Consider the following 23209-nt stretch of genomic DNA (forward strand, 5'->3'; position numbering starts at 1 on the left):
GGGTCATTCCAGGTCGGTCGGCGCGCCGGTGCCCATGTATTTCGCGAGGTTGTGGTGCAGATTGACGATCGTGCGCTCGCGGTACGGGTTGGGTTTCGGGCCGGAGAAGCCGCGCGATTTCATGCCCTGCTGGACGGCGGCCATATTGTCGAAATCCTGCGGTAGCACGGTCCGCCAGCCCGGATCGCCGACCGGGGTGTAGATCCATTCGGTCTCCGGTTCCGCCCCGGGCGGGAACAATTCGAAGACCGCGGCCTCGAAGATGCATGTGTCCGGGTCGTATCCGTAGGGCCGGAATCGGTAGCACAGCATATTGTTCAGTGCGTGCCCGATCTGGAAATTGGGGAATATCTGCCAGGCGGTACCGCTTTTCGCGACGATGTCCGGATCCACGGTCGGCCACACCACGCCGCGTTCGGCGTCCTCCTTGCGGCAGGTGTCGAGCCAGTAGCGCATCACCTGATCGGGGGCGGTGTCGGCGGGAAGTTCGTCGGCGAGCCGATTCGCGACCTCCACCATCGTCTCGGTGGTGTTGGTGTTGGCGTTCTCCCAGGTGAAATTCTGCAGTTGCGCGGTCGAGATCCGGGCGTCGGGACCGGCGCCGATCCGCAGTTTCCCCTGGTTCTCCTCCATCCCCTTCGGCGCGTCGTAGCCGATATTGCTGTGCCTGCCCTGGGCGCGGCCCCAGCCGAGGAAATTGCCGAAATTCATGAATTCCGGATGGGTATAGGGGACGTGATAGGTCTCCATGAACGCCTCGAAGGCGACCTTCCAGTTGCAGTCGAAGGTCAGCCAGCGCCGCCAGCGGTACCGCATGTTCTCCAGGTGGAACGGATCCAGCAGGGAGGCAGCCGGTTCCAGATAGTCGCGCAGCGGTTCGCAGCCGGAATCGAGATTGATCCACACCCAGCCGCCCCAGGTATCGATGCGCACGGGCGGCAAACCGTCGTTGCGTTCGGTCAGCCCACACGTCCAGTCGCCGCGTTCGGGCACGAACGTGTTGCGGCCCTCGAGGTCGTAGCGCCAGCCGTGGAATCCGCAGACGAACTGTTTGCGCTGCCCGTGTGCGTCGTGGGCGCCCGGCGGGGTGTCGACCAGCCGGCGGCCGCGATGCGCGCACACGTTGTGGTAGGCGCGCAGCGTATCCGGCGCCGTGCGCACGACGATGATCGAGTCGTCGAGGATGTCGTAGGTGAGGAAATCGCCGACCCGGGCCAGCTCCTCGACACGGCACACCTGCTGCCACACCTTCGCCCACAGCTTGTCGCCCTCGGCGCGGGCGTATTCCGGGCTGATGTAGGCGTCGACGCCGATCGTCATCGGTGTCGACAAGGGTTGCGCCGCAGTCGTTTCGGTGATGCTGACGGCAGTTTCGGTCATGACTTCTCCTGACGGCGTCTCAGCGTGTGATGGCGGCGCGGAACCCGTCGTCCTCGAGGAACAGCGAGGTGTTGTCCGCGCCCAGATGGGTCCATTTCAGGTTCAGCCCGCCGTCCACCAGCACGGTCTGCCCGGTGACGTAGCTCGACAGGTCGGACAGCAGGAACAGGATCGGCCCGGCCTGTTCCTCCGGCCGGGCGCGGCGGCCCATGGCGATGGCACGGCGATCGCGCTCGGGGTCGGCACCTACGTAGGTGCCCGAGGCGGGGGTCGCGGTGACGCCCGGCGCGACCGCGTTGACCCGGATCCCGTCGAGGGCCAGTTCGGCGGCCAGGGTCCGGGTCGCGGCCACGAGTGCGGCCTTCGCGGTGCCGTAGGCGATATGGAAGGGCGCGGCGTTCATTCCGCTGATCGACGACAGCGACACGATCGACCCGGGCAGGTGCCGTGCCTTCAGTTCGGCGGCGACCGCCTGGCTGAAGAAGAACATCGTCTCCAGATTCCATTCCAGCAGCGCCCGCCAATCCGCGCGGGTGACCCGGGTGGCCGGCATCCACGTCGCGGGTGCGGCGCCGCCGGCGATATTGACCAGCCCGTACAGTTCGCCGTCGGCCGCGCGCGCGTGGTCGAGCACCGTCGCGATGCCCTCGTCGGTGGCGGCGTCGGCGGCCACCGCAACGATCGGAAGTCCGTGTGCCGCAAGGGGTGCGATATCGGCGTCGAGTTTGTCGCGCGAGCGGCCCACCGCGATCACCGAGGCGCCCGCCTCGGCGATGCGCCGGGTGACCGCCGTGCCGATGCCGCCACCGCTGGCCCCGGAGACGATGACGACGCGCCCGTCGAGTCCGAAGAAGTCGTCGACAGTCACCGTGCTCACCGGCCGTCGCGCCGGATCGCGAGGACGCTGCCCTCGGCGTCGCCGGAGAGGTAGAGCGTGCCCTCCGGTGCGGCGGCGATGCCGCTGAACGGTCCCTGCGGTCCGGAGAACGGCAGCAGGCCCTGCAACGGTTTGGGGGTCACCCCGGGCGGGGCACCAACCGGCAGATTCCGCGCGATCACCTGGCGCGCTTCGGTTTTCGGATCCAGGCCGATCAGTTCTTTGGCCTCGACGTCGACGATGTACGCCACGCCGTCGTGGACCGCCAGCCCGTGCGGGCATCCGAGCCCGTCGGCCACCGTATCGGCCTTCGAGCCGTCGATCGCCACCACCCGGCCCGCGCCCGCTTCGGCGACCAGGCAGGTGCCACTCGCGGTGAACGCCACGCCCATCGGATCGTGCAGGCCGCTCGCCAGCAGTTCGGTGCGCCCGTCGCGCACGGCGTGCACCGTGCCGGTGCCCCGGTCGGCGACCGCGACGGTGCCGTCGGGGGCGACCGCCACACCGTAGAGCTGGTCCATCCCCTCGACGAGCACCTCGCTCTCGGCGGCGGCCGGGCGGTAGCGCGAGACCGATCCGTTGCCGGTGACGATGAGGTCGCCGTCGCCCGTCGCGGTGAGGCCGCGGATGTAGCCGGGATAACCGGGGCTGAAAAGCATTCCGGCGGTATGCAATTCGCCGCCGGCTGGGACGGCGAGCAGGAAGGTGCCGTCGGCGATGTAGAGGGTGCCGTCGGGGCCGACGGTCAGATCCAGCGGCCAGGTCAGTCCGTCAGCGAGGGCAGTACGGGTGGCCCCGCCGGCGAGGATTTCGGTGATCTTGCCGGTGAAACTGGAGACGAACAGCCGCTCGCCGACGAAGGTCAGGTTGTCCAGGCCGGGGCCGACGGTGGCGAGCACGGTTCGCTCGCCGCTGCGCGGATCGATGCGCACCACCTCGCCGGTCGCGACCTGGGTGGAGACGATGCGGCCGGCGGCATCGAATTTGACCGCATCCGGTCCGCCCAGATCGGCCGCGACCCGCTCGGGTTCACCGCCGTCGGGGTCGATGCGCCAGATCTCGTTGCTGCCCAGCAGCGGATAGTAGAGCTTGCCGTCGGGCCCGACCTCGAGGGCGTTCGGCATCGGCAGGCCGTCCAGCAGGATCCGCGGCGCGCCGCCGGCCGGGTCCAATTCCATCAGCCGTCCACCCGGGCGGCACTCGTCGACGAACAGCCGGCCCTGATGGAATGTGATGCCGTTGGCGCCGGGGAGATCGTCACGGAGCACCCGGGTTTCACCCTTGCCGTCGCGGATGCTGACCCGGCCGTCGTAGTACTCGGTGATGTAGAGCTCGCCGTCGGGTGCGAAGGCGATGTCGTCGGGCGCGACGATATCGCTGCCCATCGCGCTGATCGTCTCCAGATCGCCGGAATCCGGGTCCAGGGCGCTGATCTGGCTGCCCGCCACCTGCGCGACATAGATCCGGCCGTCGGCGCCGGTGCGAATGCCGTTGGCGCCGAACAGCCTGCTCGGCGCGGTGATGCGGTCGAGGGTCCACCCGTCGGCGACGCTCGCCGCGGTCGAGGTGAGGTAGCGCGCCGGTGTAGTCACCGCGAAGCCTCCGTAGTGCTCTGGGACGAGGGATCGCCCGATTCGGTGCCGGCCACACGTCTCCCGCGAGACGATGGTGATGTATGACACCTTCTCGTTTGTGGAGAGCGTAGTTCTCCACTTCCTATCATTCAAGTGTTGTTATCATTGACAGGATTGACGTAGCATGCGGAGGCGACCGATCACCACCTGCGGCGATGCCGTTCGGTGGGTTCGGTTGTCGGCGTCCTACCGTGGCACCGGCGGCGCTACCGCGGGCACGGAGCTGTCGCGCCCGTGTCCCGACCCTGTAGGGGAGTTATCGGACGGGATCGCCGGATTCCGGTGGGCGTGAGGCATTTTCGGGTTCCCGCGGTCCCTGGTCCAGCCGGAACGGCGGGTACTCGTCGCGCATCAGCGACACGTAGGCCCGGACCCGCAGCGTCCACCGGTTCATGCCGAGTACGAAGGCGAACAGGCCGTGCGGATACCGGCCGGTGAACAGCAGCGCGATCGCCGCGATGAAGACGAGGATGCCGAGCAGCGGAATCCAGATGACGGCGGTCCCTTCGTCGTCTCCGCCCCAGTACCGCGAGCTGCCGACGAACGCCCAGACGATCAGATACTGCGGGATCGCCAGCAACCACCATTTGATCAGGACCAGGCCCCGGTGCAACCGCTCGGGATAGTCGACGTCGAGGTCGGCCGGATAGCTCTCGTCGGGGCGGAGGCTGAACGGGGGATACCGGTCGGTGCCGAGTGCCGAGAGCGCGTAGAACCGCACACGCCACGACCAGCGCAGGACGCCGACGTTGAAATCGAACAGCCCGCGCGGATAGCGGCCGGTGAACAGAATGGCGAAGAACGCGATGACCGTCACCACCGCATAGGCGATATGCAGGAAGAACAGCACGATGTAGTGCGGGATCGCCAGAATCCATTTGACGATCCACTGCCAGCGCGACAGCGCGGGGTCCAGATCGCCGCGCACGCGGACCGGGTAGGGAGATGCCTCGGGTTGCATGTCACGCTCCTCTCGGCGGTCGCGGCCCAGCCGAGCCGCAGGGGATACGCACGATTGTTTCGCATTCACACTGCGGGCAGGGGCAATTCGGGCCGGTGCGCGTCACTCCCGCGAAACATCCGCCGAGCCGGGGAATACGCGGATGCGATGACGAGGTTCGGCCTCGTATGAAGATCGGAGTCAACACCTTCCTGACCGATGAGGGCATCGGTCCCCGGGTTCTCGGGCCGGCGCTCGAGGAGCGCGGATTCGAATCGCTGTTCCTCGCCGAACATTCCCATATTCCGGCCAGCCGGGAAACGCCGTATCCGGGCGGCGGGGAGCTCCCGCGCGTGTACTACCGCACCTTCGACCCGTTCGTGGCGCTCGCCGCGGTGGCGGTCGTGACCGAACGCCTGGTGCTCGGCACCGGGGTCACGCTGCTGATCCAGCGCGATCCGATCCACACCGCCAAGGAGGTGGCCACCCTCGACCACCTCTCCGGCGGGCGGGTGGTCTTCGGCGTCGGCGTCGGCTGGAACCGTGAGGAGATGGCCGACCACGGCACCGACCCGCGCACGCGCGGCGCCCTGCTGGACGAGCAGCTGGCCGCGATCCGCGCGATCTGGACCCAGGATCTGGCCGAATACCACGGCCGGTTCGTCGATTTCGATCCGATCTTCGCCTGGCCCAAGCCGGTGCAGCGTCCGCATCCGCCGATCTTCGTCGGCGGCGGGGAGGTCGCGGCGCGGCGTGCGGTGCGCCTCGGCATCGGCTGGGTGCCCAACGGCGTGGCCGATGCTTCGGAGGTGCCGGCACAGCTGGCCGCCGTCGGCGACAGCGATATCCCGATCGCGATCACGCCGGTCGCACCCGAGCCCGCACTGCTCGATGCCTACGCCGAGGCAGGCGTCGAACGGGTGACGCTGTCGCTGCCGACCCTGCCGGAATCGGAATCGCTGCGCGCCCTCGACGAATTCGCGGCGGTCGCCGAGCGTTACCGCGACTGAGGTGTGTAGCTACAGTCTCGCGCGGGGACCCGCGGCGATGGCCTGCCGTGCCAGATCCGAGGAGGCGTTGACCACACCCGCGTCGTAGCGTTCCAGCACGACGGACTGGGTCGCGCGCAGGTGGGCGCGGGCCAGGCGTTCGGCCTCGGCGTCGTCGCCGTCGGCGATCGCGGTCAGCAGCCGGGCGTGCACCCGGGCCGCGTCGTGGGCCTGGGGTTTCGACGGATACTCACCGCGCCGGGTGAGTGTCTCGGCCCATGCCTGCTCCTGTGCCGACCACAGGGTCACCAGGCTGGACACCACGCAGCGCACTGTCGCGTTCGGGGTGAAAGCGACTACCAGATCGTGGAATTCGCGCGCGGTGCGGGTGAAGGCGACGCCGTCGCCGACCACCTGCTCACAGGCGTGGATATTGGCCTCGAGCGCCGGGACCACGACCTCGGCGCGGTCGGGCCGGCGGGCGCATTCGGCGGCGCACAGTGGTTCGAGCATCTGCAGCGCGGCCGCCAGATCGCCGAGGGTGACCCGTGCGCCCTGGAGTGCGAGACCCAGGTGGTAGGCGGCGGAGGTTTCGTCGGGCCGATGGACCTCCGCGCCGCCGACGTTGCCGCGCCGCACCGTGACCAGTCCTTCGGTCTCGAGGATGCGCAGTGATTCCCGGATCGAGGGATAGCTGACGCCGAATTCCTTCACCAGCTGGTCCTGGGTGGGCAGGCGATAGTCGTCGTCGCCGGACAGGATGCGGGTACGCAGCTCGGAGGCGACCGTTTCGGCGATGCGGCGCTGCGGAATCCGCCCGCGACGCGCGGTGGTCACGCGGGCAGCCTTGGTTCCATGAACGGATTCTAACCAGGCCGCGCTGACCGTTCAAGCATTGCTATCCTTATGAGGATTGACGTACCGTCGGGTGATGGACTTCACGATGGGGGAGGCCGCCGACGCACTGCGAGATGACCTGCGGCGCTTGGTGTCCCGGCATGTCCCCGCCGATTTCCTGGGCGCCTTCACCGACGATGCGGCCGATCTCGCCGTGGCGCAGCAGTTCTGCGGGGTCCTGGCCGAGCGCGGACTGCTGTGTGCGGCCTGGCCCCGCGAATTCGGCGGGCGCGGCGGATCGGTGTGGGAGCAGACGGTGGTCCGCGAGGAGATGTGGGCCCATCACGAGCCGCGCGGCGCCCAGTACATGGGGGTCAACTGGGTCGGACCGGCGCTCATGCGGCACGGCACCCCGCGGCAGCAACGCACCCATCTGCCGCCGATCGCGCGCGGTGAGGTGATCTGGTGCCAGGGATTCAGTGAACCCGAGGCGGGATCGGATCTGGCGTCGCTGCGCACCACCGCCCGCCGCGACGGCGACGGCTGGCTGATCAGCGGGCAGAAGATCTGGACCTCCTACGCGACCATGGCGCAGTGGTGTTTCCTGCTGGCGCGCACCGCCACCGGTGCCCGCAGACAACACGGGCTGACCATCTTCCTGGTGCCGATGTCCGCGCCGGGGGTCCAGGTGCGGCCGATCCGCGCCATGATGGGCCCGCACCATCTGAACGAGGTGTTCTTCGACGAGTTGCGGGTGACCGAGGACGATGTGCTCGGCACGGTCGGCGAAGGCTGGGCGGTCGTGCAGGAGGTGCTGGCCTTCGAACGCGTCGGCATCGCCCGCTACGCCCGCTGTGAACGACTGCTGCGTGCGGCGCCGGAGGTTCTGGGCGATCGCTGGGCGGAGGTGCCGGTCGAATTGCGCGGGCGCTGGGCGCGCATGCTGGTGCACTGCCGCCGGGCGCGGTTGCTGGCCTACCGGGTGGTCGCGATGCAGCATGAGGATCGGGTGGCGCCCGGTGATGCCGCCGCCTATCGCATCGCCGTGACCCGGCTCGATCAGGACAGTGCCGAAGTACTGACCGAACTGGCCGACCAGCTCGACACCGCACCGGATACGCAGCGGGAGAACTGGTTTCGCCGCGCGGTCGCCGACCATTGGCGGTACTCGCAGGCCGCGACCATCGCCTCGGGAAGTATCGAAATGCAGCGACTGCTGTTGTCGCGGGCACTGCTGGGGGCGTTGTGAACATCGACCTGAGCAGGGAGGCCGCCGATTACGGCCGCGAGGCGAGCCGGGCCTTCGCGGCCGCGGGCGGGGACCGGCTGATCCAGGACGCCGAGGCCGATCCGGCCCGTCGCGCGGACATCGTGGCGCCCGTCCTGACCGGACTCGGCGCGTGGGAACTGGATCCGTGTCGCGACAGCGAGGATCTGGAAGCGGCGGCGGCGCTGTGCCGCAGTGCCGGCTACTGGGCGCTGCCCTATCCGCTGGCCGAACGGCTGGCGCGGCCGCCCGACGCGGAAGCCGACGGACTGGTGGTGGTCACCGAATTTCACGCTCGGGGTGCGGTCGCCGATCTGGACCTGTGCTGGGCGGCAGTCACGGTGGAGGGCAAACTCTTCCAGGCGCGGACGCTGCCCGACGGCGCGTCGCCGCGGACCTCCGCCTTCGTGACGCCCTTGGCGCTGACCTCGGTCGGGGCGGCCGGAAGCGCGGACGCGGCACTCGTGCTGACGCTGAACTGCTGGACGCTGCTGGGCATGCTGGACCGCGCCCTCGACCTCACTCGGTCCCATGTCCTGATGCGCACCCAGTTCGGGCAGCCGCTGGCGAAATTCCAAGGCGTGCAATTTCAGCTCACCGATGCCGAAGTCGAACGCGGCGGGCTGGACGTCCTCGCGAAATACGCCTTGTGGAGTGTCCGGTGCGGCGGGGAGGATGCTCTCGGCGACGCGCTCGCGGCGCGGGTCGCCGCGCTCGATGCCGCGGAAACCGTCTTCCGGGTCGCCCACCAGCTGCACGGGGCCATCGGCTTCTGCGACGAATCGCCGCTGTCGTGGTTGTCGCGCTACAGCCTGCCGCTGCGCCGGCTGCCGTGGGCGAGTTCCGGGACGCGCGACCGGCTGACCCGCCATCTCGGCACACGGGGTCTGCCCGGGCCGTTCGACGGCGGCGTGGCAGTCGATGCGACATGGCAGTGAGTGCACCTGTGCACCGAATGCGAAAGTGCGGTAAGTGCCTGTGACGGACGAAATTCCGCCCTACGACCTGCCCGACGTGCTGACCGTGACGGGCAGCGGTCCGGTGCGAACGGTGACCATCAACCGGCCCGGCGAATTGAACGCCGTGAACGAACCGCTGCACTGGGCGCTGGCCCACGTGTGGCGCCGGCTCGCGGCCGACACCGCGGCGAAGGTGGTCGTCGTGACCGGCGCCGGCCGGGCCTTCAGCGCCGGCGGCGACCTGGACTGGATCACCTCCTTCCTCGACGATCCGGTGGCGCGGGAGGAGAGCTTGCGCGAAGGCGCGCAGATCATCGAGGAGATGTTGCGATTCCCGCTGCCGGTGATCGCCGCGGTGAACGGTCCCGCCATGGGACTGGGCGCGAGCGTGGCCGTCCTCTCGGATGTGGTGTTGATGTCGCGCAGCGCGTATCTGGCCGATCCGCATGTGAGCGTGGGGCTGGTCGCCGGTGACGGGGGCGCGGCCTTCTGGCCGCTGCTCACTCCGCTGCTGCGCTCGCGCGTGTACCTCTACACCGGCGACCGCATCGATGCCCCGACCGCCGTCGATTTGGGACTGGCCACCGCGGTATCCGAACCGGAGGATCTGCTCGACGACGCCCTGCGGCTGGCGCGGCGGCTGGCCGCGCAACCGGCACCGGCGCTGCGAGCCACCAAACGCGTCGCGAACATGTACCTGTCACAGGCGCTCAGCGGTGCGATGCAGGCCGGATTCGCCGCCGAATCGGTCACCATGTGCTCACCCGAACATCGTGAACGGCTGCTGGCGCTGCGGCGCTCGGCGGCCCGGAGGTAGCCGATGGATGCCCTGGCCGAATTCCGGGAGCAGGTGCGGCAGTGGTGTGCGGCGAATATTCCGCCCGGGTGGCGGGCGCGGCAGACCGGCGCCACGGATGCGGAATTCGTGGACTTCCAACAGGAATGGTTTCAGCGCCTGCGCGCGGGCGGCTTCGCGGTGCCGCACTGGCCGCGAGAGTGGGGCGGCGGTATGCCGGTCGCGCAGCAGGCGGTGCTGTACTCCGAACTCGCCGCACACGACGCGCCGCGGCTGGTGCTGGCGTTCGTCTCGATTCATCACGCGGCCTCGACGCTGCTGGCCGCGGGTACCGCGGAGCAACGGAAACGGCATCTGCCCGCGATTCTGGACGGCGAGATCTGGTGCCAGGGCTTCTCGGAACCGGACGCCGGATCGGATATGGCGGCCTTGCGCACCTCCGCCCGCCGCCGCGGCGACACCTACGTGGTCACCGGCCGCAAGCTCTGGGCCAGCGGCGCGGCGTTCGCGGACTGGTGCCTGCTGCTGGCCCGCACCGATCCGAAAGCCCCGCAACGGCACGGTATTTCGTACTTTCTGCTCGATATGCGATCACCCGGTGTGGAGGTGCGGCCGATCCGGCAGGCCACCGGGGAGTGGCATTTCTGCGAGATCTTCCTCGACGACGTCGAGATACCCGCGGCGAATCTCATCGGTCCCGAGCATCAGGGCTGGCAGGTGGCGCAGCGGACGCTCGGTGCCGAGCGCGGGCTGACGATGCTCGAACTGGCCGAACGGCTGGCACACGGTGGTTTCCGGCGACTGGTCTCGCTGTGCGCGCGGCCGCGCCCCGGTGGCGGATGCGCGCTGGACGATCCGCCGGTCGCGGATCGGCTGGCGCAACTGGACACCGAACTGGCCGGCCTGCGGGGTTTGTGCGCCGATCTGGTCGCGGCCGAGCGGCCCGGCCCGGCCGAGGCCTCGATCGTGAAGTTGTACTACAGCGAACTGCTGCAGCGGATGACGGATTTCGGGACGGAGGTGGCGGGGCTGAGCGCCCATGCGGTGTTGCGCAAACCGCGCTCCAGCGGATGGGAGTCGGGGGCCTGGATGCTCGACTTCCTCGGCTCGTGGGAGTGGACCATTCCCGGCGGCACCAGCGAGATCCAGCGCACCATCATCGGAGAACGCGGACTCGGCCTGCCGCGGGAACCGGTGGTGCCACGATGACCGGGCAGCTGTCGGAGCCGGTGACCGACTTCGCGGAGGTGCACGACGATCTACGCGCGGTGGCGCGGCGCGTCCTCGAGGCGAGCGCGCCGGGGGAGCCGCAGGACTGGACGCCGATCGCGGCATCGGGGTGGCCGGGGCTCGAGGTGGCCGCCGAATTCGACGGTGCGGGAGCCACATTCGCCGAAGTCGCGGTGGTCTTGCGGGAAATGGGCCGAGCCCTCACCCACAGCCCGTACGCCTCGGTGACGGCGCTGACGCTGCCCGCACTCGCCGCGGTGGCGCCGAACGCCGCCCGGGACCGGCTGTTGCGCACGACGGCCGCCGGCGCGGCCGTGCCGATCGTGGTGGCGGGCGGGGACGTCAAGCCACCGTGGGGCGGGTCCGGCGGATTCGTGCCGTTCCGGATCGAGCGCCGCGACGACGACGTATATCTGCGCGGTACAACGGCATTCGCGGCCGATGTCACCGCCGCGACCACTGTGTTGATTCCGGCGAGGGAACCGGACGGATCGGCGGTTCTGGTGGCGGTGTCACCCGGTACGCCCGGTCTCGCGGTCACCGAGCAGCCGATTCTCGACGCGACTCGCACCATCGGCGCGGTGCACGCCGAGGACGCCCGCGTCGACGCGGAGTCGGTCTGGCACTGGACAGGGACCGACCCGTTGCGTGCGCTGTTCGAGCGGGCCGCGCTGGCCACCGCCATCGACAGCGTCGGGCTCGCCGAGGCGGCCCTGGAAGCCACCGTCACCCACGTGCGCACCCGCGAACAGTTCGGCCGGCCGGTCGGCTCCTTTCAAGCGGTGAAACACGCGTGCGCGGATATGCTCGTCGCCCTGCGCATCGCGAACCGGCTCGTCGACACTGCCGTCGCCGCGCACGTTCGTGGCGCCGCGGACGCGTGGATCGCGGTCGCCCGAGCCAAGTCCCACGCCTGTGCCGTCGCGGTCGACATCGCCGGAAAGGCCATGCAGCTGCACGGCGGGATGGGATACACCTGGGAGAGCGGCATCCACCGCTACCTGGAACGCGCCACCTTCAACCGCGCACTGTTCGGCTCCCCGGCCGAACATCGTGCCCACCTCGCCCACCGCTACCGGGAACCGGACTTCACCCCGTGAGGTGCGGTCGTCAGCGGGCGGTCCACCCACCGTCCACGACGATGGTCTGGCCGGTCACGTAGCTCGCGGCGTCCCCCGCCAGCCAGGCGACCGCGCCCACCACATCCTCCGGTGTGCCGTGCCGGGGTAGGGGAGTGTTGCGGCGCAGGTATTCGCGGGGGCGTTCGTTCTCGTAGAGCGGGGCGGTGATCTCGCTGCGGAAGAAGCCCGGGGCGACGGTGTTCACCCGGATGCTGTGGCGGGCCCACTGCACCGCCAATTCGGCTGTCAGACCGGATAATCCGGCCTTGCTGGCGGCGTAGGACGCCTGCGGGATGCCGGGGATGCCCACCCGGCCACTGATCGAGGAGATGTTGACGATACTGCCGCGGCCGGCCGCGCGCATATGCTCGAACACCACCTGCGACAGCAGCAGCGGTGCGGCCAGATTCAGCTCCAGGGTGGACCGGATGGCCGGCAGCGGTTCGGATTCCGCGCGTTCCTCGGTGAACATGGTGCCCGCCGCGTTGACCAGGATTTCCGGCGGACCGAGCCCGGCGGCCGTCGCCTCGGCGATCACGCCGATCCGGTCCAGCTCCGACAGGTCGGCGGCGACGGCGAGGCCGTCGATTTCCGAAGCCAGTTCCTCCAGCCGATCGCGCCGGCGCGCCACCACCGCTACCCGGGCGCCGAGTCCGGCGAGGGTGCGGGCCACGGCTGCGCCGAGGCCCGACGACGCGCCGGTCACGATCGCGACCCGGCCCTTCAGATCGAAGGCGTCCGCTCCGCGACGGCCGTGCTGTTCGGTCACCGCGTACTCCCTTTCGCCGCACCAGGTTTCATGAGGACGCTGTGCCGTGCGGTCACCACGGTTCTCCGGGCCGTGCGGTGACCAACGCCGCGAGTTCGGTGCGCCGGATCTTGCCCATCGCATTCACCGGCAGCGCTGGCACCTGAACCCAGCGCTCGGGCACCTTGTAGCTCGCCAGTTCGCGCCGGCACCAGGCCGTCAGCGCATCGAAATCCACTGCCGGCCCGGTGCTTTCGACGACAGCGGCGACCCGCTGGCCGAGCCGCTCGTCGGGAATTCCGCAGACCGCCGCTGCGGCGACCCCGGGATATCCGGTGATGACGCGTTCCACCTCGAGCGGATAGACGTTCGCGCCGCCACGGATGATCACCAGCTTCTTGCGGTCGATCACCCGCAGCCAGCCCTGCTCGTCCACCGCTCCGATATCGCCGGTCGGTAGCGGCAGCGGCTCGCCCGGACGCACGCGGCCATCGGCCCAGTAGCCCAGCATCGGTGTCCATCGGCCTGCCCACGGCCCGACCGAGGCGGGGGACAGCCGCAATTCGCCCGGTTCGCCGGCAGGCAGGCGGTGTCCACCGTCGTCGTAGGCGGCTACCTCGAATTGCGGCGTCACCCGGCCGCTCGTGCCCGGCCGCCACGCCGAACCGGGCGGGTCGATCGACACCACGGTCGGCGCCTCGGTGAGCCCGTAGGTGACGCGCGGAACCAGGCCGTGAGCCTCGGCGAAGGCGCCTCGCACCGCGTCGGAGGTGTCGGAGCCGCCGCTCCACACCTCGCGCAGCGAGCTCAGATCGGCATTGCGGCGGGCCAGATCGTAGAGCTGGGCGGGTGCGCCGTTCCACACCGTAACCCGATGCGCGGCAATCCATTCCGCCACTCCGTCGGCGTCGCGCCGGTTCATGATCACCGCGGTCCCGCCGACCTGGGCGGTGGTGAGGGTGGACAGGATCATCATGTTGAGAATGGTCAGCGCGAAACTGTCGCCGCGGCGCAGATCCGTACCCCAGCCACGGGTCGCCACCGTGACCGCGCCCGGCAGCAGCATGCCGCGCTGGGAATGCACGACGGCCTTGGGAACCCCGGAGGTACCGCTGGTGAACGCGATTCCGGCCGGTGCCTCGGGATCGGTCTCGACGGGCGGCGCGGGGTCCGCCGCGCGGAGCAGCCCGGCCCATCGGTCGGGATCGACAGCATGCGACATTCGCGGTTGGAACCGCGGTCCCGCCAGGACGACCGACGGCTCCACCAGATCGCACAGCAGTTGCTGTTCGGATGCCGCGGCCGCCTCGCCGATGCCGGCCCACACCGCGCCGATCCGCTGGGCGCCGTGGAAGGCCGCCACGATGGGCAGATCGTTGGGTAGACACGCCGCGACCCGATCGCCCGGACGCACCCCGAGCTGCCACAGCGCGCCGGCCGCCCGCGCCGCCGCCTCGTCGAGTTCGGCATAGGTCCACGCGCCCGACACCGCTTCGATCGCGGTGGCGTCGGGCCGGGTGGCCAGCACCGGATCGAGGATCGCGGCGACCGAAGCGGGAATCCGCACGCCGTTGTTGTCACTGCCCACCGAACCTTGATATCACTATCCTTGTAAAGATTCATCAGATAGCCTGAAGATGTTGCCCCCGAGGGCTGTTCGCGACTCCGCGCGGCCGGTGGGCTTCGATCCCACGTGCCCGGACGCCGTGGTCACGCCCGTCCGGAGCCGGTCGTCGCGCGGGAGTGTCGAACGAGGAGGCACCGATCATGCAGCCGCCGAACACCGCCGCCGGTCCGCTGGCGGGGGTACGGGTCATCGACCTGACCGCGATGGTCATGGGCCCGTACTGCACCCAGATCATGGCCGATATGGGCGCGGAGGTGATCAAGATCGAGCCGCCCGCCGGGGACAACACCCGCTACATCTCTGCCGGACCGGAGCCCGGGATGGCCGGGGTGTTCGTCAACGTCAACCGCGGCAAACGGAGCGTGGTGCTGGATCTGCGCACCGAGTCCGCCAAGGCGGCACTGCGCGCAGTGATCCGCACCGGCGATGTGTTCATCCATTCGATGCGCGGACGGGCGATCGCGGCACTGGGTTTCGACTATCCGGCGGTGGCGGCGCTGAATCCGGCGATCGTCTACACCAACTGCTACGGCTACGGCCGCCGCGGCCCGGACGCGGATCGCACCGCCTACGACGACACGGTCCAGGCCGAATGCGGCCTGCCCTACGTGCAACAACGCCTGACCGGCACCACCGCCTACGTCGGCACCATCATGGCCGACAAGGTCGCCGGCCTCACCGCCCTGTACGCGACGGTGATGGCGCTGTTCCATCGGGAACGCACCGGCGAGGGCCAGGAGGTGGAGGTCGCCATGTTCGAGACGATGGCGGCGTTCATGCTCGTGGAGCACGCCGCCGGCGCCCTGTTCGAACCGGCGCTCACGCCGCCGGGATATCCGCGCGCGCTCACCCCCGACCGCAAGCCCTACCGCACCGCCGACGGATACCTCGCGGCACTGGTCTACAACGACAAACAGTGGAACGCGTTCGTCGGCGCGGTGCGTCCGCCCTGGGCCACCGGCGAATTCGCCACGCTCGCACAGCGGGCCGCGCGGATCGGCGAGGTCTACGCCCTGCTGGCCGACACGTTCCGGGAGCGCACGACACAGCAGTGGCTGGACCTGCTCGGTGCGCTCGACATCCCCGCGGCTCCGGTGAATTCCCTGGACGCGCTGTTCCACAATCCGCATCTCGAGGCGGTGGGCTTCTTCGAAACCGTCGACACGCCGAACGGTCCCGTGCGGTTCCCGGGTCCGCCCGCGTGGTTCTCACGCACCCCCGGCCGCGTGGCCGGACCGGCACCGCGGCTGGGCGCGCACACCGCCGAATTCGTCGGCGATCGCGACACCGGACTGGCGCGCGCCGGTGAGGGCGGAGTCACCGGATGACGGTCGTGCGCGATCCGGCGGACCTGGATTTGAGCGAATTCCTGCGACCCGGCGATCATCTCGTGATCGGGCAGGCCTGCGGCGAACCACCGACCCTGGTCGAATCGCTGGTGCGCCACGGTGCGGGCATCGGCGGGCTGACCGTCTTCATCGCCACCAGTTTCTCCGGATCGTTCACCCCGGCCGCCACCGCCGGCCTGCGGATGCGCAGTATGGGCGCGATCGGCGCGCTGCGCGGCCTGACCGCCTCGCACGCCCTCGAGGTGATCACCTGCCACGTCGGGCAGATCGGGCCGATGCTCGAATCCGGCGCGCTGCAATGCGATTGCGCTTTCATCCAGGTCGCGCCCGCCGACCGGCACGGCAACCACAGCCTCGGGCTGGTGAGCGACCATGTCGCCGCGGCGGTGCGCGCCGCGCGCGTGGTGGTGGCCGAGATCAACGAGCAGGTGCCGTGGACCTACGGCGAATCGATCCCCGGCAGCGAGATCGACTACGCGGTCGAGGTCTCGCGACCGCCCGTCACCGTCGCCCCGCCGCGAATCGGACCCGTCGACGAGGCGATCGCACGCCACGCGGCCGCGTACATCGGTGACGGTGCCGTGGTGCAGACCGGGATCGGCGCCGTGCCCGACGCGCTGTTCCGGATGCTGAGCGACCGGGTGGATCTCGGCGTCCACTCCGGAATGGTCGGCGACGGCCTGGTCGACCTCGTCGAGACGGGTGCGATCACCAACGCCCGCAAGCGCATCGACACCGGCGTCTCGGTGACCGGCGCGCTCATCGGCACCCGCCGGCTCTACGACTTCGCCGACCGCAACCCCGCGATCCGCATGTGCCCGGCCACCTACACCCACGATGCCGCCGTGCTCGCCCGGCTCGACGATCTGGTGTCGATCAATTCCGCGGTGGAGGTCGACCTCACCGGACAGGTCAACGCCGAACAGCACGGAACGGCTTACCTCGGCGGCACCGGCGGACAGGTCGATTTCGTGCGCGGGGCGGCGCGCGCCCGCGGCGGGCACGCCATCATCGCGCTGCCCGCCACTGCCAAGGGCGGCACTGTGAGCCGGATCAGCGCCACTCTGTCGGGACCGGTCACCACCGCGCGCAGTGAAACCGACATCGTCGTCACCGAATTCGGCGCGGCCGAGCTGGCGGGTCGCACCCTCGCCGAGCGGGCGCGCCGGTTGACCGCCATCGCCCATCCCGATTTCCGCGAGGATCTGGAACGGGCCGCGGCCGAGATCACGAAGCGAGGATTCTGAATGGCCGACACATCCACGACCGATTCACCCGGCGCCGACGCGGTGCTGTTCGACGCCCGTGCCGACGGCATCGCCGTCATCACGCTGAACCGCCCCGCCACCCGCAACTGCCTGGACGCCGAGATCCGCGCGGGTCTGTTCGCCGCCTGGGACCGCTTCGAACACGATGCGGCACTGCGGATCGCGATCCTCACCGGCGCGGGCGAGAAGGCCTTCTGCGCCGGGGGCGATCTGAAGGAGATGGTCGCGACCGGAATGCAGGTGCCGCCCCGTGAGATGTACCCGCTGCCCTACGACACCGTCGAATTGTCGAAGCCGACCATCGCCGCGGTGAACGGCGCCGCGTTCGCCGGCGGATGGATGATCGCGCAGGCCTGCGATCTGTGTGTCGCCGCGACGACCGCGCGTTTCGCGGTGACCGAGGTGAAGGTCGGCCGCAGCTCCCCGTGGGCGGCGCCGCTGATCCACATGATCCCGCAGCGCATCATGATGGAACTGCTGCTGACCGGCGCCCCCATCGACGCGCGGCGAGCCTACGAGATCGGCCTGGTCAATCGCCTCGCCGAACCCGGGCGACTGCTGGACACCGCCATCGAGCTGGCTCGCGAAATCCTCAGCGGCGCACCGCTTTCGGTCCGCGCCGCGCGCGAGACGGTTATGCTCGCCACCGAGATGGGTCGTGCGGCGGCCCTGCGGGCGGCCCGCGCGGCCAGTGAACACTGTTATCGGAGCGAGGATGCGCAGGAGGGGCCGGCCGCCTTCGCCGCACGCCGCTCACCGGTCTGGAAGGGGCGTTGACCGATGCCGGCGTCCCCGTGTGATACGTCCATCGCGTCGGATGTGATCCGGGGCAAATGTCGGCACAAATGAGACTCTTGTCACATAAGGCAAACCGACCTACTGTGTGTTCAGTAGGTTGCTTCGACCAAAGGAGTTCGGTGTCCGGTCAGCGACGGCCAGCCAATGTTCGGGCCTACGACACGCTGCTCGCCAAGGGGGAGGAGCGCAAACTGCGCATCCTCGCCGTGGCGCAGCGGATGCTCGCCCGCAACGGGTGGCGGTCGACCACGCTCGCGCAGATCGCCCGGGAAGCCGGAGTCACCCCGGCCGGGCTGCTGCACCACTTCGAATCGAAGGATCAACTGCTGCGCGCGGTCCTGGAGGCCCGCGACACCGACGACGAAATGCACGCGGATCTGGAAGGGGAACTGCCCGAACAGATCTCCGGAGTCGCCGATCGTTTTCACCGCGCACCCGATCTGATCGGCATGTACGCGGTGCTGTTGATCGAGAATCTGGAACCTGATGCGCCGCTGCACGATCACCTGCTCGATCGTTACCGCGCGGCGACCGATCAGGTCGCCGAGAGTATCCGGCGCGGACAGCGCTGCGGGCGCTACAGCGCCGATGTGGACCCTGCCGTCAAGGCTGTGGAGATAGTCGCTTTTCTCAATGGAATGGAAACGTCATGGCTGCTCGATCCCTCGATTCCACTGACCAAGGTGTTCCAGGAGTACGCTCGGTCGCTCGAACGCGAGCTGACGCGCAGCGACGTCCATTGAGGTACCGGCTGGGTGTGGTGGCGCCGACGGTGACCGAAGTGGTGCGCTGTGCCGGCGGCTGGCTGTTCGATCGCGGGATGGCCGGCTGGGAGGTCACCGTCATCGTCGGCGATCCCACCCACGCCCGCGCGCTCGAGATTCTCGGCGCCGTCGTACTCGATATGGAGGACTCACTGTCCTCGCCGATCCACGGACCGCATCCGCATGCGGTGGCGCTGGCCGGTGAGTTGTTCGAAACCGATCATCGCATCCGCTGCGGCGTCCTCGACACACTCGACCGCGGACTGTCCGAGGTCACGCTGCTCGGCGAGTTCTGTCCCGGCGAACTCGACTGCCGGGTGGATACGGTGCAGCACCGATTGAGTGTCGCCGCACGGGCTTTCAAGCGTCAGGCCCTAGCCGCCGCCGGGATACCGGCCACCGCGGTGGCTCCGCTGGAGACGTTCCGCAGTGGAGCACCGGTGTGGGCGCCGCCGGTGGATCTGGTGCCGGTGGCCGGTTAACCGCGCGCCGCGTCGGCGTCCATATCGATGACGACCTTTCCGACCGCGTGCCCGTCGGCGACCAGCCGGAGGGCCGCGGCGGAGTCGGACAGCGCGAAGCGGGCGCCGATATGCGGGCGCAAGCCGTCGGTCAGCAGCCGCCCGATTTCGCCCTCGTTGCGGTCGAATTCGGCCCGGTCGATATCCTGGAACTGGAAGCCCAGGACGTGAATTCCCTTGACCAGCACCAGATTCAGCGGGAGGCGGGGTACCGTGCCGGAGGCGTAGCCGACCGTGACGAAACGCCCGCCGCGGCGCAACGACCGCAGCGCCGGTTCGCTGAGCGCCCCGCCGACCGGGTCGATCACCGCATCGGCGCCGTCGGGCAGCGCGGTACGTAGGGCCTCGCGCAGATCGCCGTCGCGGTGGTCGATCAGACGCGTGGCGCCCAGACAGGCCGCGACCTCGAGTTTGGCGGAAGAGGAGGCCACCGCGGTCACCGACAGCCCGAGCCGCGCACCGAGTGCCACCGCCGCCGACCCGACGCCGCCCCCGGCGCCCAGCACGATCAGCTCCCCGCCCGCCGGCACCCGCGCCACCGACCGAATGCAGTGGTACGCAGTGCGATACGTGACACCGAAGGCCGCCGCGGCGGCCGCATCGACGCCGTCCGGAATCGGCGTGAGCTTGGTGGCGGGGACCACGACCTGTTCGGCGAACGCGCCGTACAGGCCGGTGCCGCGGACCCGGTCGCCGATCGCGACCTCCCCGCACCCGGGCCCGAGCGCGACGACCTCGCCGGCGAATTCGCTCCCGGGTACGAACGGTGGGGGCACGCTGATCTGATACTCGTTCGCGACGAGCAGCACATCGGGAAAGTTGACCGCCGCGGCCCGCACCCGCACCCGCACTTGGCCCGCCCCCGGTTCCGGGACGGGCCGTTCGGCGACGCGCACCACCTCCGGTGGACCGTAGCGCGGGCACAGCGCGACCCGCATCGCGGTCACCTGCCCTGCCATCGGGGTGTGCGCCGTTCCAGGAATGCCTGCGCCCCCTCGGCGGCATCCGCGCTGCGGAAAACCTCGCGCTGCCACTGTTTCAGCCGGCGCGTGGCCCCGGCGTCGTCGGTGACGGCCAGCCGGGCCAATTCCTTCGAGGCGGCCAGGCCCAGGGGGGCGTTCGCGGCGACGGTGGTGGCGAGGGCGACGGCGGTGTCGAGCACCCGATCCGGTTCGGCCACCACGTTGACCAGCCCGATCCGGTGGGCGCGGTCGGCGTCGACCAGGTCGCCGGTGAGCAGCATCTCCAGGGCGATGCCGAGCGGGATCCGGGTGCCGACCGCGGTGCCGCCGCCCGCGGCGAACAGACCGCGCTTGACCTCCGGGAATCCGAACGAGGCCGCGGTCGAGGCCACGATGATGTCGCAGGCGAGCAGCAGTTCCAATCCGCCGCCGACGGCGGTGGCATTGGCCGCGCCGATGATCGGAATCGCGGTCCGCCCGGCGGACAGTCGCGCGTAGGCGTCCAGGGCCGCGCGCTGGTCGGGTGAATTCTGGTGTGCGCCCGCGCCGTCGGCGAACTCGCGCAGATCCATCCCGGCGCAGAAGGCGCGCTCACCGGTCCCGGTGAGCACCAGCGCGCGGATATCCGGATCGGCCTCGGCCGCCAGCAGCGCCTCGCCGATACCGCGAAGTACGGTGGCGTCGAGCGCGTTTCGCGCCTCCGGGCGATTGATCCGCACGACCAGGACCGCGTCGCGGCGTTCGACGACCACCTGGTTCTCGTCGGTGGTGGTCTCGGGTGTGGCGCTCATCGGTACTGCGTGCTCTCGGCGAGGTCGGCCGCCTCGCGCATCAACTTCGGCACGATCGGGCCGAAGGACTGCAGTTTGACATCGTCTCCGGCGCGCTGGAATCCGCGTTCCAGCACGATGGCCAGCTTCCATTTCGCCAGGATCAGGTAGTAGTCCAGGTCGTCGATCTGCCGGCCGGACACGTCCGCGTAATGCGCGACCAGCTGATTTCGCGACGGCATGCCGCGCAGATCCACATAACTCACCCCGGCGGCCTCCGGGGCCCAGGTGTCGTCCGGCCAGCTCTGCACCATCCAGGCCAGATCCCGTTTCGGATCGCCGACCGTTCCCATCTCCCAGTCGACCAGTGCCGCCAACCGGGCGGGCGCGCCGTGTTCGAACATGACGTTGGCGAACTGGTAGTCACCGTGCATCAGCCCCGGGATGTAGTCGAGGGGCCGGTGCGCGCGCAGCCATGCGGTGGCCTCGGCCATCCCGTCGAGGTCGCGGCCGCGGTGGCGGGCGAAGAAGTCGGTCCAGCGCTGGACCTGCCGTTCGTGGAATCCGTCGGGCCGGCCCAGATCCTGTAATCCCCTGGCGCGCCAGTCGACTCGCGACAGCAGCGCGATACCTTCGGCGAGCTGGTAGGCCAGCCCGGCCCGGGCATCGAGATCGGTGTCGAACGGCGCCGGCCAGCGTTTGCTGTCCATCGGCGACCAGCCGTCCACATAGCCCATCAGATAGAAGGTGCGGCCCAGGACGGAATGGTCGGTGCAGACCGCGACGGCGGGTGTATGCGGGACGTCGGTGCCCTCGAGCGCCGCGGTGATCCGCCACTCCCGCGCGATCCCGGCGTCGCGTTCGGGAGGCGCGTCGGCGGGCGGGATACGCAGGACACAGCGGTATTCGCCGCGGCTGATCAGGTAGATCTCGTTCTGAGTGCCGCCGGAGAGGAACCGGGCTTGCGCCGGTTCGCCGCGGCCGGGGAGGTCGCGGGCGTCCATCCACTCCGCGAGGCGGGCGGTGTCGATCACTGGTTACCTACTTCGTGTTCGAGGTAGTCGGCGAATTTCGCCCGGGCGGCGTCGAGCTTCTTCGGGATCCACTGGCTGGGCCACAGATCCTCGCTCGGGCGGTAGTCGCGCAGGACCTGTTTGGCGACGGTGCCCTTGTGCACCTCGGTCGGACCGTCGGCCAGGCCCAGCACGCCGGCGCCGTGGATCATCGTGAAGAAGGGCATCTCGTTGGTGACCCCGAGCGCACCGTGCACCTGCATGGCGCGCCAGGCGATGTCGTGCAAGACGGTCGGCATCACGACCTTCACCGCGGCGATGTCCTTGCGCACCTTGCGGTAGTCGTTGTATTTGTCGATCTCCCAGGCGGTGTAGAGCACGAACAGCCGGAACTGCTGCAACTGGGCGTAGGAATCGGCGATATAGCCCTGCACGAACTGCTTGTCCGACAACCGGCTGCCCGCGGTTTCGCGGCTCAGCGCCCGCTCGCACATCATGTCCAGGGCGCTGCGGGCCAGCCCTATGGTGCGCATGGCGTGATGGATGCGCCCGCCGCCGAGCCGGGTCTGCGCGATGGCGAAGGCCTGTCCGGCGCCGCCGAGCAGTGCCGAATCCGCAACGCGCACATTGTCGTAATGGATCAGCGCGTGCGCGCCGCCGTCGAGCGGTTCACCGTAGAGTCCGACATTGCGTTCGATGCGCACACCCGGGGTGTCGGTCGGTACCAGAAACATCGACATGCCTTGATAGGCACTGACATCCGGATCGGTCACCACCATGACGATGAGGAAGGCCGCGGTGGCCGCGTTGGAGGAGAAGAACTTCCAGCCGTTGATGATCCAGTCGTCACCGTCGCGCACCGCGGAGGTGGTGAACCGGGTCGGGTCGGCGCCGGCCTGCGGTTCGGTCATCGAATAGCTGGAGAACAGCTCACCCTCGAGCAGCGGCCGCAGATAGCGCCGTTTCTGCTCCTCGGTACCGAAATGCGCGATGATCTCGGCGTTGCCGGTATCGGGAGCCTGGCATCCGAAGATCACCGGCGCCCACGACGATCGCCCCAGGATTTCGTTCAGCAGCGCCAGTTTCAGCTGTCCGTAACCCTGTCCGCCGAGCTCGGGGCCCAGATGTGTGGCCCACAACCCTTGGTCGCGCACCTGCTGTTTGAGCGGATCGAGCACGGCGCGGCGGGCCGCGTCCGGTGGCACGAACTGCTGATGCGGCCAGATCAGGTCGAGGGGTTCGACCTCCTCGCGGACGAACGCATCGGCCCAGTCCAGCTTCCGCTGGAACTGCGGATCGGTCTCGAAGTCCCACGCCATTGCGCCTCCTCCCCTTCGGTGGAAATATGATTCTTGTGAA

The 23209-nt window shown here is 69.4% G+C and carries 22 protein-coding genes; 11 read left to right on the top strand and 11 right to left on the bottom strand.

Features of this window, described 5'->3' with window-relative positions; genetic code table 11:
- Window positions 1-3: 3 nt before the first annotated feature.
- From NK1_RS21560 to NK1_RS21575, 4 genes are all read right to left on the bottom strand, one after another.
- Window positions 4-1380: an aromatic ring-hydroxylating oxygenase subunit alpha gene (locus NK1_RS21560; RefSeq protein ID WP_063011305.1), complete on the bottom strand. Its 1377-nt coding sequence runs from the start codon at window positions 1378-1380 to the stop codon at window positions 4-6.
- 19 nt (window positions 1381-1399) lie between these two features.
- The gene (locus NK1_RS21565) at window positions 1400-2248 is read right to left on the bottom strand and encodes an SDR family NAD(P)-dependent oxidoreductase (protein WP_063011475.1); all 849 of its coding nucleotides are present in this window, start codon (window positions 2246-2248) and stop codon (window positions 1400-1402) included.
- A gap of 5 nt (window positions 2249-2253) precedes the next feature.
- On the bottom strand, window positions 2254-3849 hold the full coding sequence (locus NK1_RS21570) for a Vgb family protein (RefSeq protein WP_063011307.1): 1596 nt from the start codon (window positions 3847-3849) through the stop codon (window positions 2254-2256).
- A 298-nt stretch (window positions 3850-4147) separates the two neighbouring features.
- On the bottom strand, window positions 4148-4852 hold the full coding sequence (locus tag NK1_RS21575; protein WP_063011309.1) for a DUF4389 domain-containing protein: 705 nt from the start codon (window positions 4850-4852) through the stop codon (window positions 4148-4150).
- A 167-nt stretch (window positions 4853-5019) separates the two neighbouring features.
- Here NK1_RS21575 and NK1_RS21580 point away from each other — a divergent pair, with 167 nt between their 5' ends.
- Window positions 5020-5841, top strand: coding sequence for an LLM class F420-dependent oxidoreductase (locus tag NK1_RS21580; RefSeq protein ID WP_063011311.1), 822 nt, complete (start codon window positions 5020-5022; stop codon window positions 5839-5841).
- A gap of 9 nt (window positions 5842-5850) precedes the next feature.
- On the opposite strand, the gene NK1_RS21585 is transcribed toward NK1_RS21580, so the two are convergent.
- Window positions 5851-6657 carry a FadR/GntR family transcriptional regulator gene (locus tag NK1_RS21585; RefSeq protein ID WP_063011313.1) on the bottom strand — a complete coding sequence of 269 codons (807 nt, stop codon included), beginning with the start codon at window positions 6655-6657 and terminating at the stop codon, window positions 5851-5853.
- A 94-nt stretch (window positions 6658-6751) separates the two neighbouring features.
- On the opposite strand from NK1_RS21585, the gene NK1_RS21590 reads away from it, so the two are divergent.
- The 5 genes from NK1_RS21590 to NK1_RS21610 are packed head-to-tail and all read left to right on the top strand — an operon-like array spanning window position 6752 to window position 12009.
- A complete protein-coding gene (locus NK1_RS21590) occupies window positions 6752-7906 on the top strand; it encodes an acyl-CoA dehydrogenase family protein (RefSeq protein WP_063011315.1) in 1155 nt (384 codons plus the stop codon).
- A complete protein-coding gene (locus NK1_RS21595) occupies window positions 7903-8862 on the top strand; it encodes an acyl-CoA dehydrogenase family protein (protein ID WP_063011317.1) in 960 nt (319 codons plus the stop codon). Before NK1_RS21590 ends, NK1_RS21595 begins: the two co-directional genes overlap by 4 nt.
- Before the next feature lie 34 nt (window positions 8863-8896).
- Complete coding sequence (locus tag NK1_RS21600) at window positions 8897-9700, top strand: enoyl-CoA hydratase/isomerase family protein (RefSeq protein WP_245660727.1); 804 nt, start codon at window positions 8897-8899, stop codon at window positions 9698-9700.
- A 3-nt stretch (window positions 9701-9703) separates the two neighbouring features.
- The gene (locus NK1_RS21605) at window positions 9704-10888 is read left to right on the top strand and encodes an acyl-CoA dehydrogenase family protein (protein ID WP_063011319.1); all 1185 of its coding nucleotides are present in this window, start codon (window positions 9704-9706) and stop codon (window positions 10886-10888) included.
- Window positions 10885-12009 (top strand): acyl-CoA dehydrogenase family protein, encoded by a 1125-nt coding sequence (locus NK1_RS21610; protein WP_063011321.1) that lies wholly within the window; start codon window positions 10885-10887, stop codon window positions 12007-12009. Before NK1_RS21605 ends, NK1_RS21610 begins: the two co-directional genes overlap by 4 nt.
- A gap of 10 nt (window positions 12010-12019) precedes the next feature.
- Here NK1_RS21610 and NK1_RS21615 read toward each other — a convergent pair whose 3' ends face one another.
- Window positions 12020-12799 (bottom strand): SDR family NAD(P)-dependent oxidoreductase, encoded by a 780-nt coding sequence (locus tag NK1_RS21615; protein WP_063011323.1) that lies wholly within the window; start codon window positions 12797-12799, stop codon window positions 12020-12022.
- Window positions 12800-12851: 52 nt separating this feature from the next.
- A complete protein-coding gene (locus tag NK1_RS21620) occupies window positions 12852-14366 on the bottom strand; it encodes a class I adenylate-forming enzyme family protein (protein WP_063011325.1) in 1515 nt (504 codons plus the stop codon).
- A gap of 179 nt (window positions 14367-14545) precedes the next feature.
- Between NK1_RS21620 and NK1_RS21625 the strand changes: the two genes are divergently transcribed.
- From NK1_RS21625 to NK1_RS21645, 5 genes are all read left to right on the top strand, one after another.
- Window positions 14546-15733 carry a CaiB/BaiF CoA transferase family protein gene (locus NK1_RS21625; RefSeq protein WP_084461349.1) on the top strand — a complete coding sequence of 396 codons (1188 nt, stop codon included), beginning with the start codon at window positions 14546-14548 and terminating at the stop codon, window positions 15731-15733.
- Window positions 15730-17001 (top strand): acetyl-CoA hydrolase/transferase family protein, encoded by a 1272-nt coding sequence (locus NK1_RS21630; protein ID WP_063011327.1) that lies wholly within the window; start codon window positions 15730-15732, stop codon window positions 16999-17001. Before NK1_RS21625 ends, NK1_RS21630 begins: the two co-directional genes overlap by 4 nt.
- Complete coding sequence (locus tag NK1_RS21635; RefSeq protein ID WP_063011329.1) at window positions 17002-17799, top strand: enoyl-CoA hydratase/isomerase family protein; 798 nt, start codon at window positions 17002-17004, stop codon at window positions 17797-17799.
- A gap of 140 nt (window positions 17800-17939) precedes the next feature.
- Window positions 17940-18563, top strand: a complete 624-nt coding sequence (locus NK1_RS21640; protein ID WP_063011331.1) for a TetR/AcrR family transcriptional regulator — start codon at window positions 17940-17942, stop codon at window positions 18561-18563.
- A gap of 14 nt (window positions 18564-18577) precedes the next feature.
- Window positions 18578-19066 (top strand): hypothetical protein, encoded by a 489-nt coding sequence (locus NK1_RS21645; protein WP_439955955.1) that lies wholly within the window; start codon window positions 18578-18580, stop codon window positions 19064-19066.
- Here NK1_RS21645 and NK1_RS21650 read toward each other — a convergent pair.
- Genes NK1_RS21650 through NK1_RS21665 form a run of 4 tightly spaced genes read right to left on the bottom strand, consistent with a single transcriptional unit; the run spans window position 19063 to window position 23169 of the window.
- A complete protein-coding gene (locus NK1_RS21650; RefSeq protein ID WP_063011480.1) occupies window positions 19063-20043 on the bottom strand; it encodes an NADPH:quinone oxidoreductase family protein in 981 nt (326 codons plus the stop codon). The two genes, NK1_RS21645 and NK1_RS21650, sit on opposite strands and share 4 nt — an antisense overlap.
- 5 nt (window positions 20044-20048) lie before the next feature.
- A complete protein-coding gene (locus tag NK1_RS21655; RefSeq protein WP_063011335.1) occupies window positions 20049-20858 on the bottom strand; it encodes an enoyl-CoA hydratase-related protein in 810 nt (269 codons plus the stop codon).
- Window positions 20855-21841 (bottom strand): phosphotransferase family protein, encoded by a 987-nt coding sequence (locus NK1_RS21660; RefSeq protein ID WP_063011478.1) that lies wholly within the window; start codon window positions 21839-21841, stop codon window positions 20855-20857. The genes NK1_RS21655 and NK1_RS21660 overlap by 4 nt, the downstream gene beginning before the upstream one ends.
- Before the next feature lie 26 nt (window positions 21842-21867).
- Complete coding sequence (locus tag NK1_RS21665) at window positions 21868-23169, bottom strand: acyl-CoA dehydrogenase family protein (protein ID WP_063011337.1); 1302 nt, start codon at window positions 23167-23169, stop codon at window positions 21868-21870.
- Window positions 23170-23209 lie beyond the last annotated feature (40 nt).

The sequence above is a fragment of the Nocardia kruczakiae NBRC 101016 genome, from assembly GCF_001612965.1.
In the GTDB taxonomy this organism is placed as follows: domain Bacteria; phylum Actinomycetota; class Actinomycetes; order Mycobacteriales; family Mycobacteriaceae; genus Nocardia; species Nocardia kruczakiae.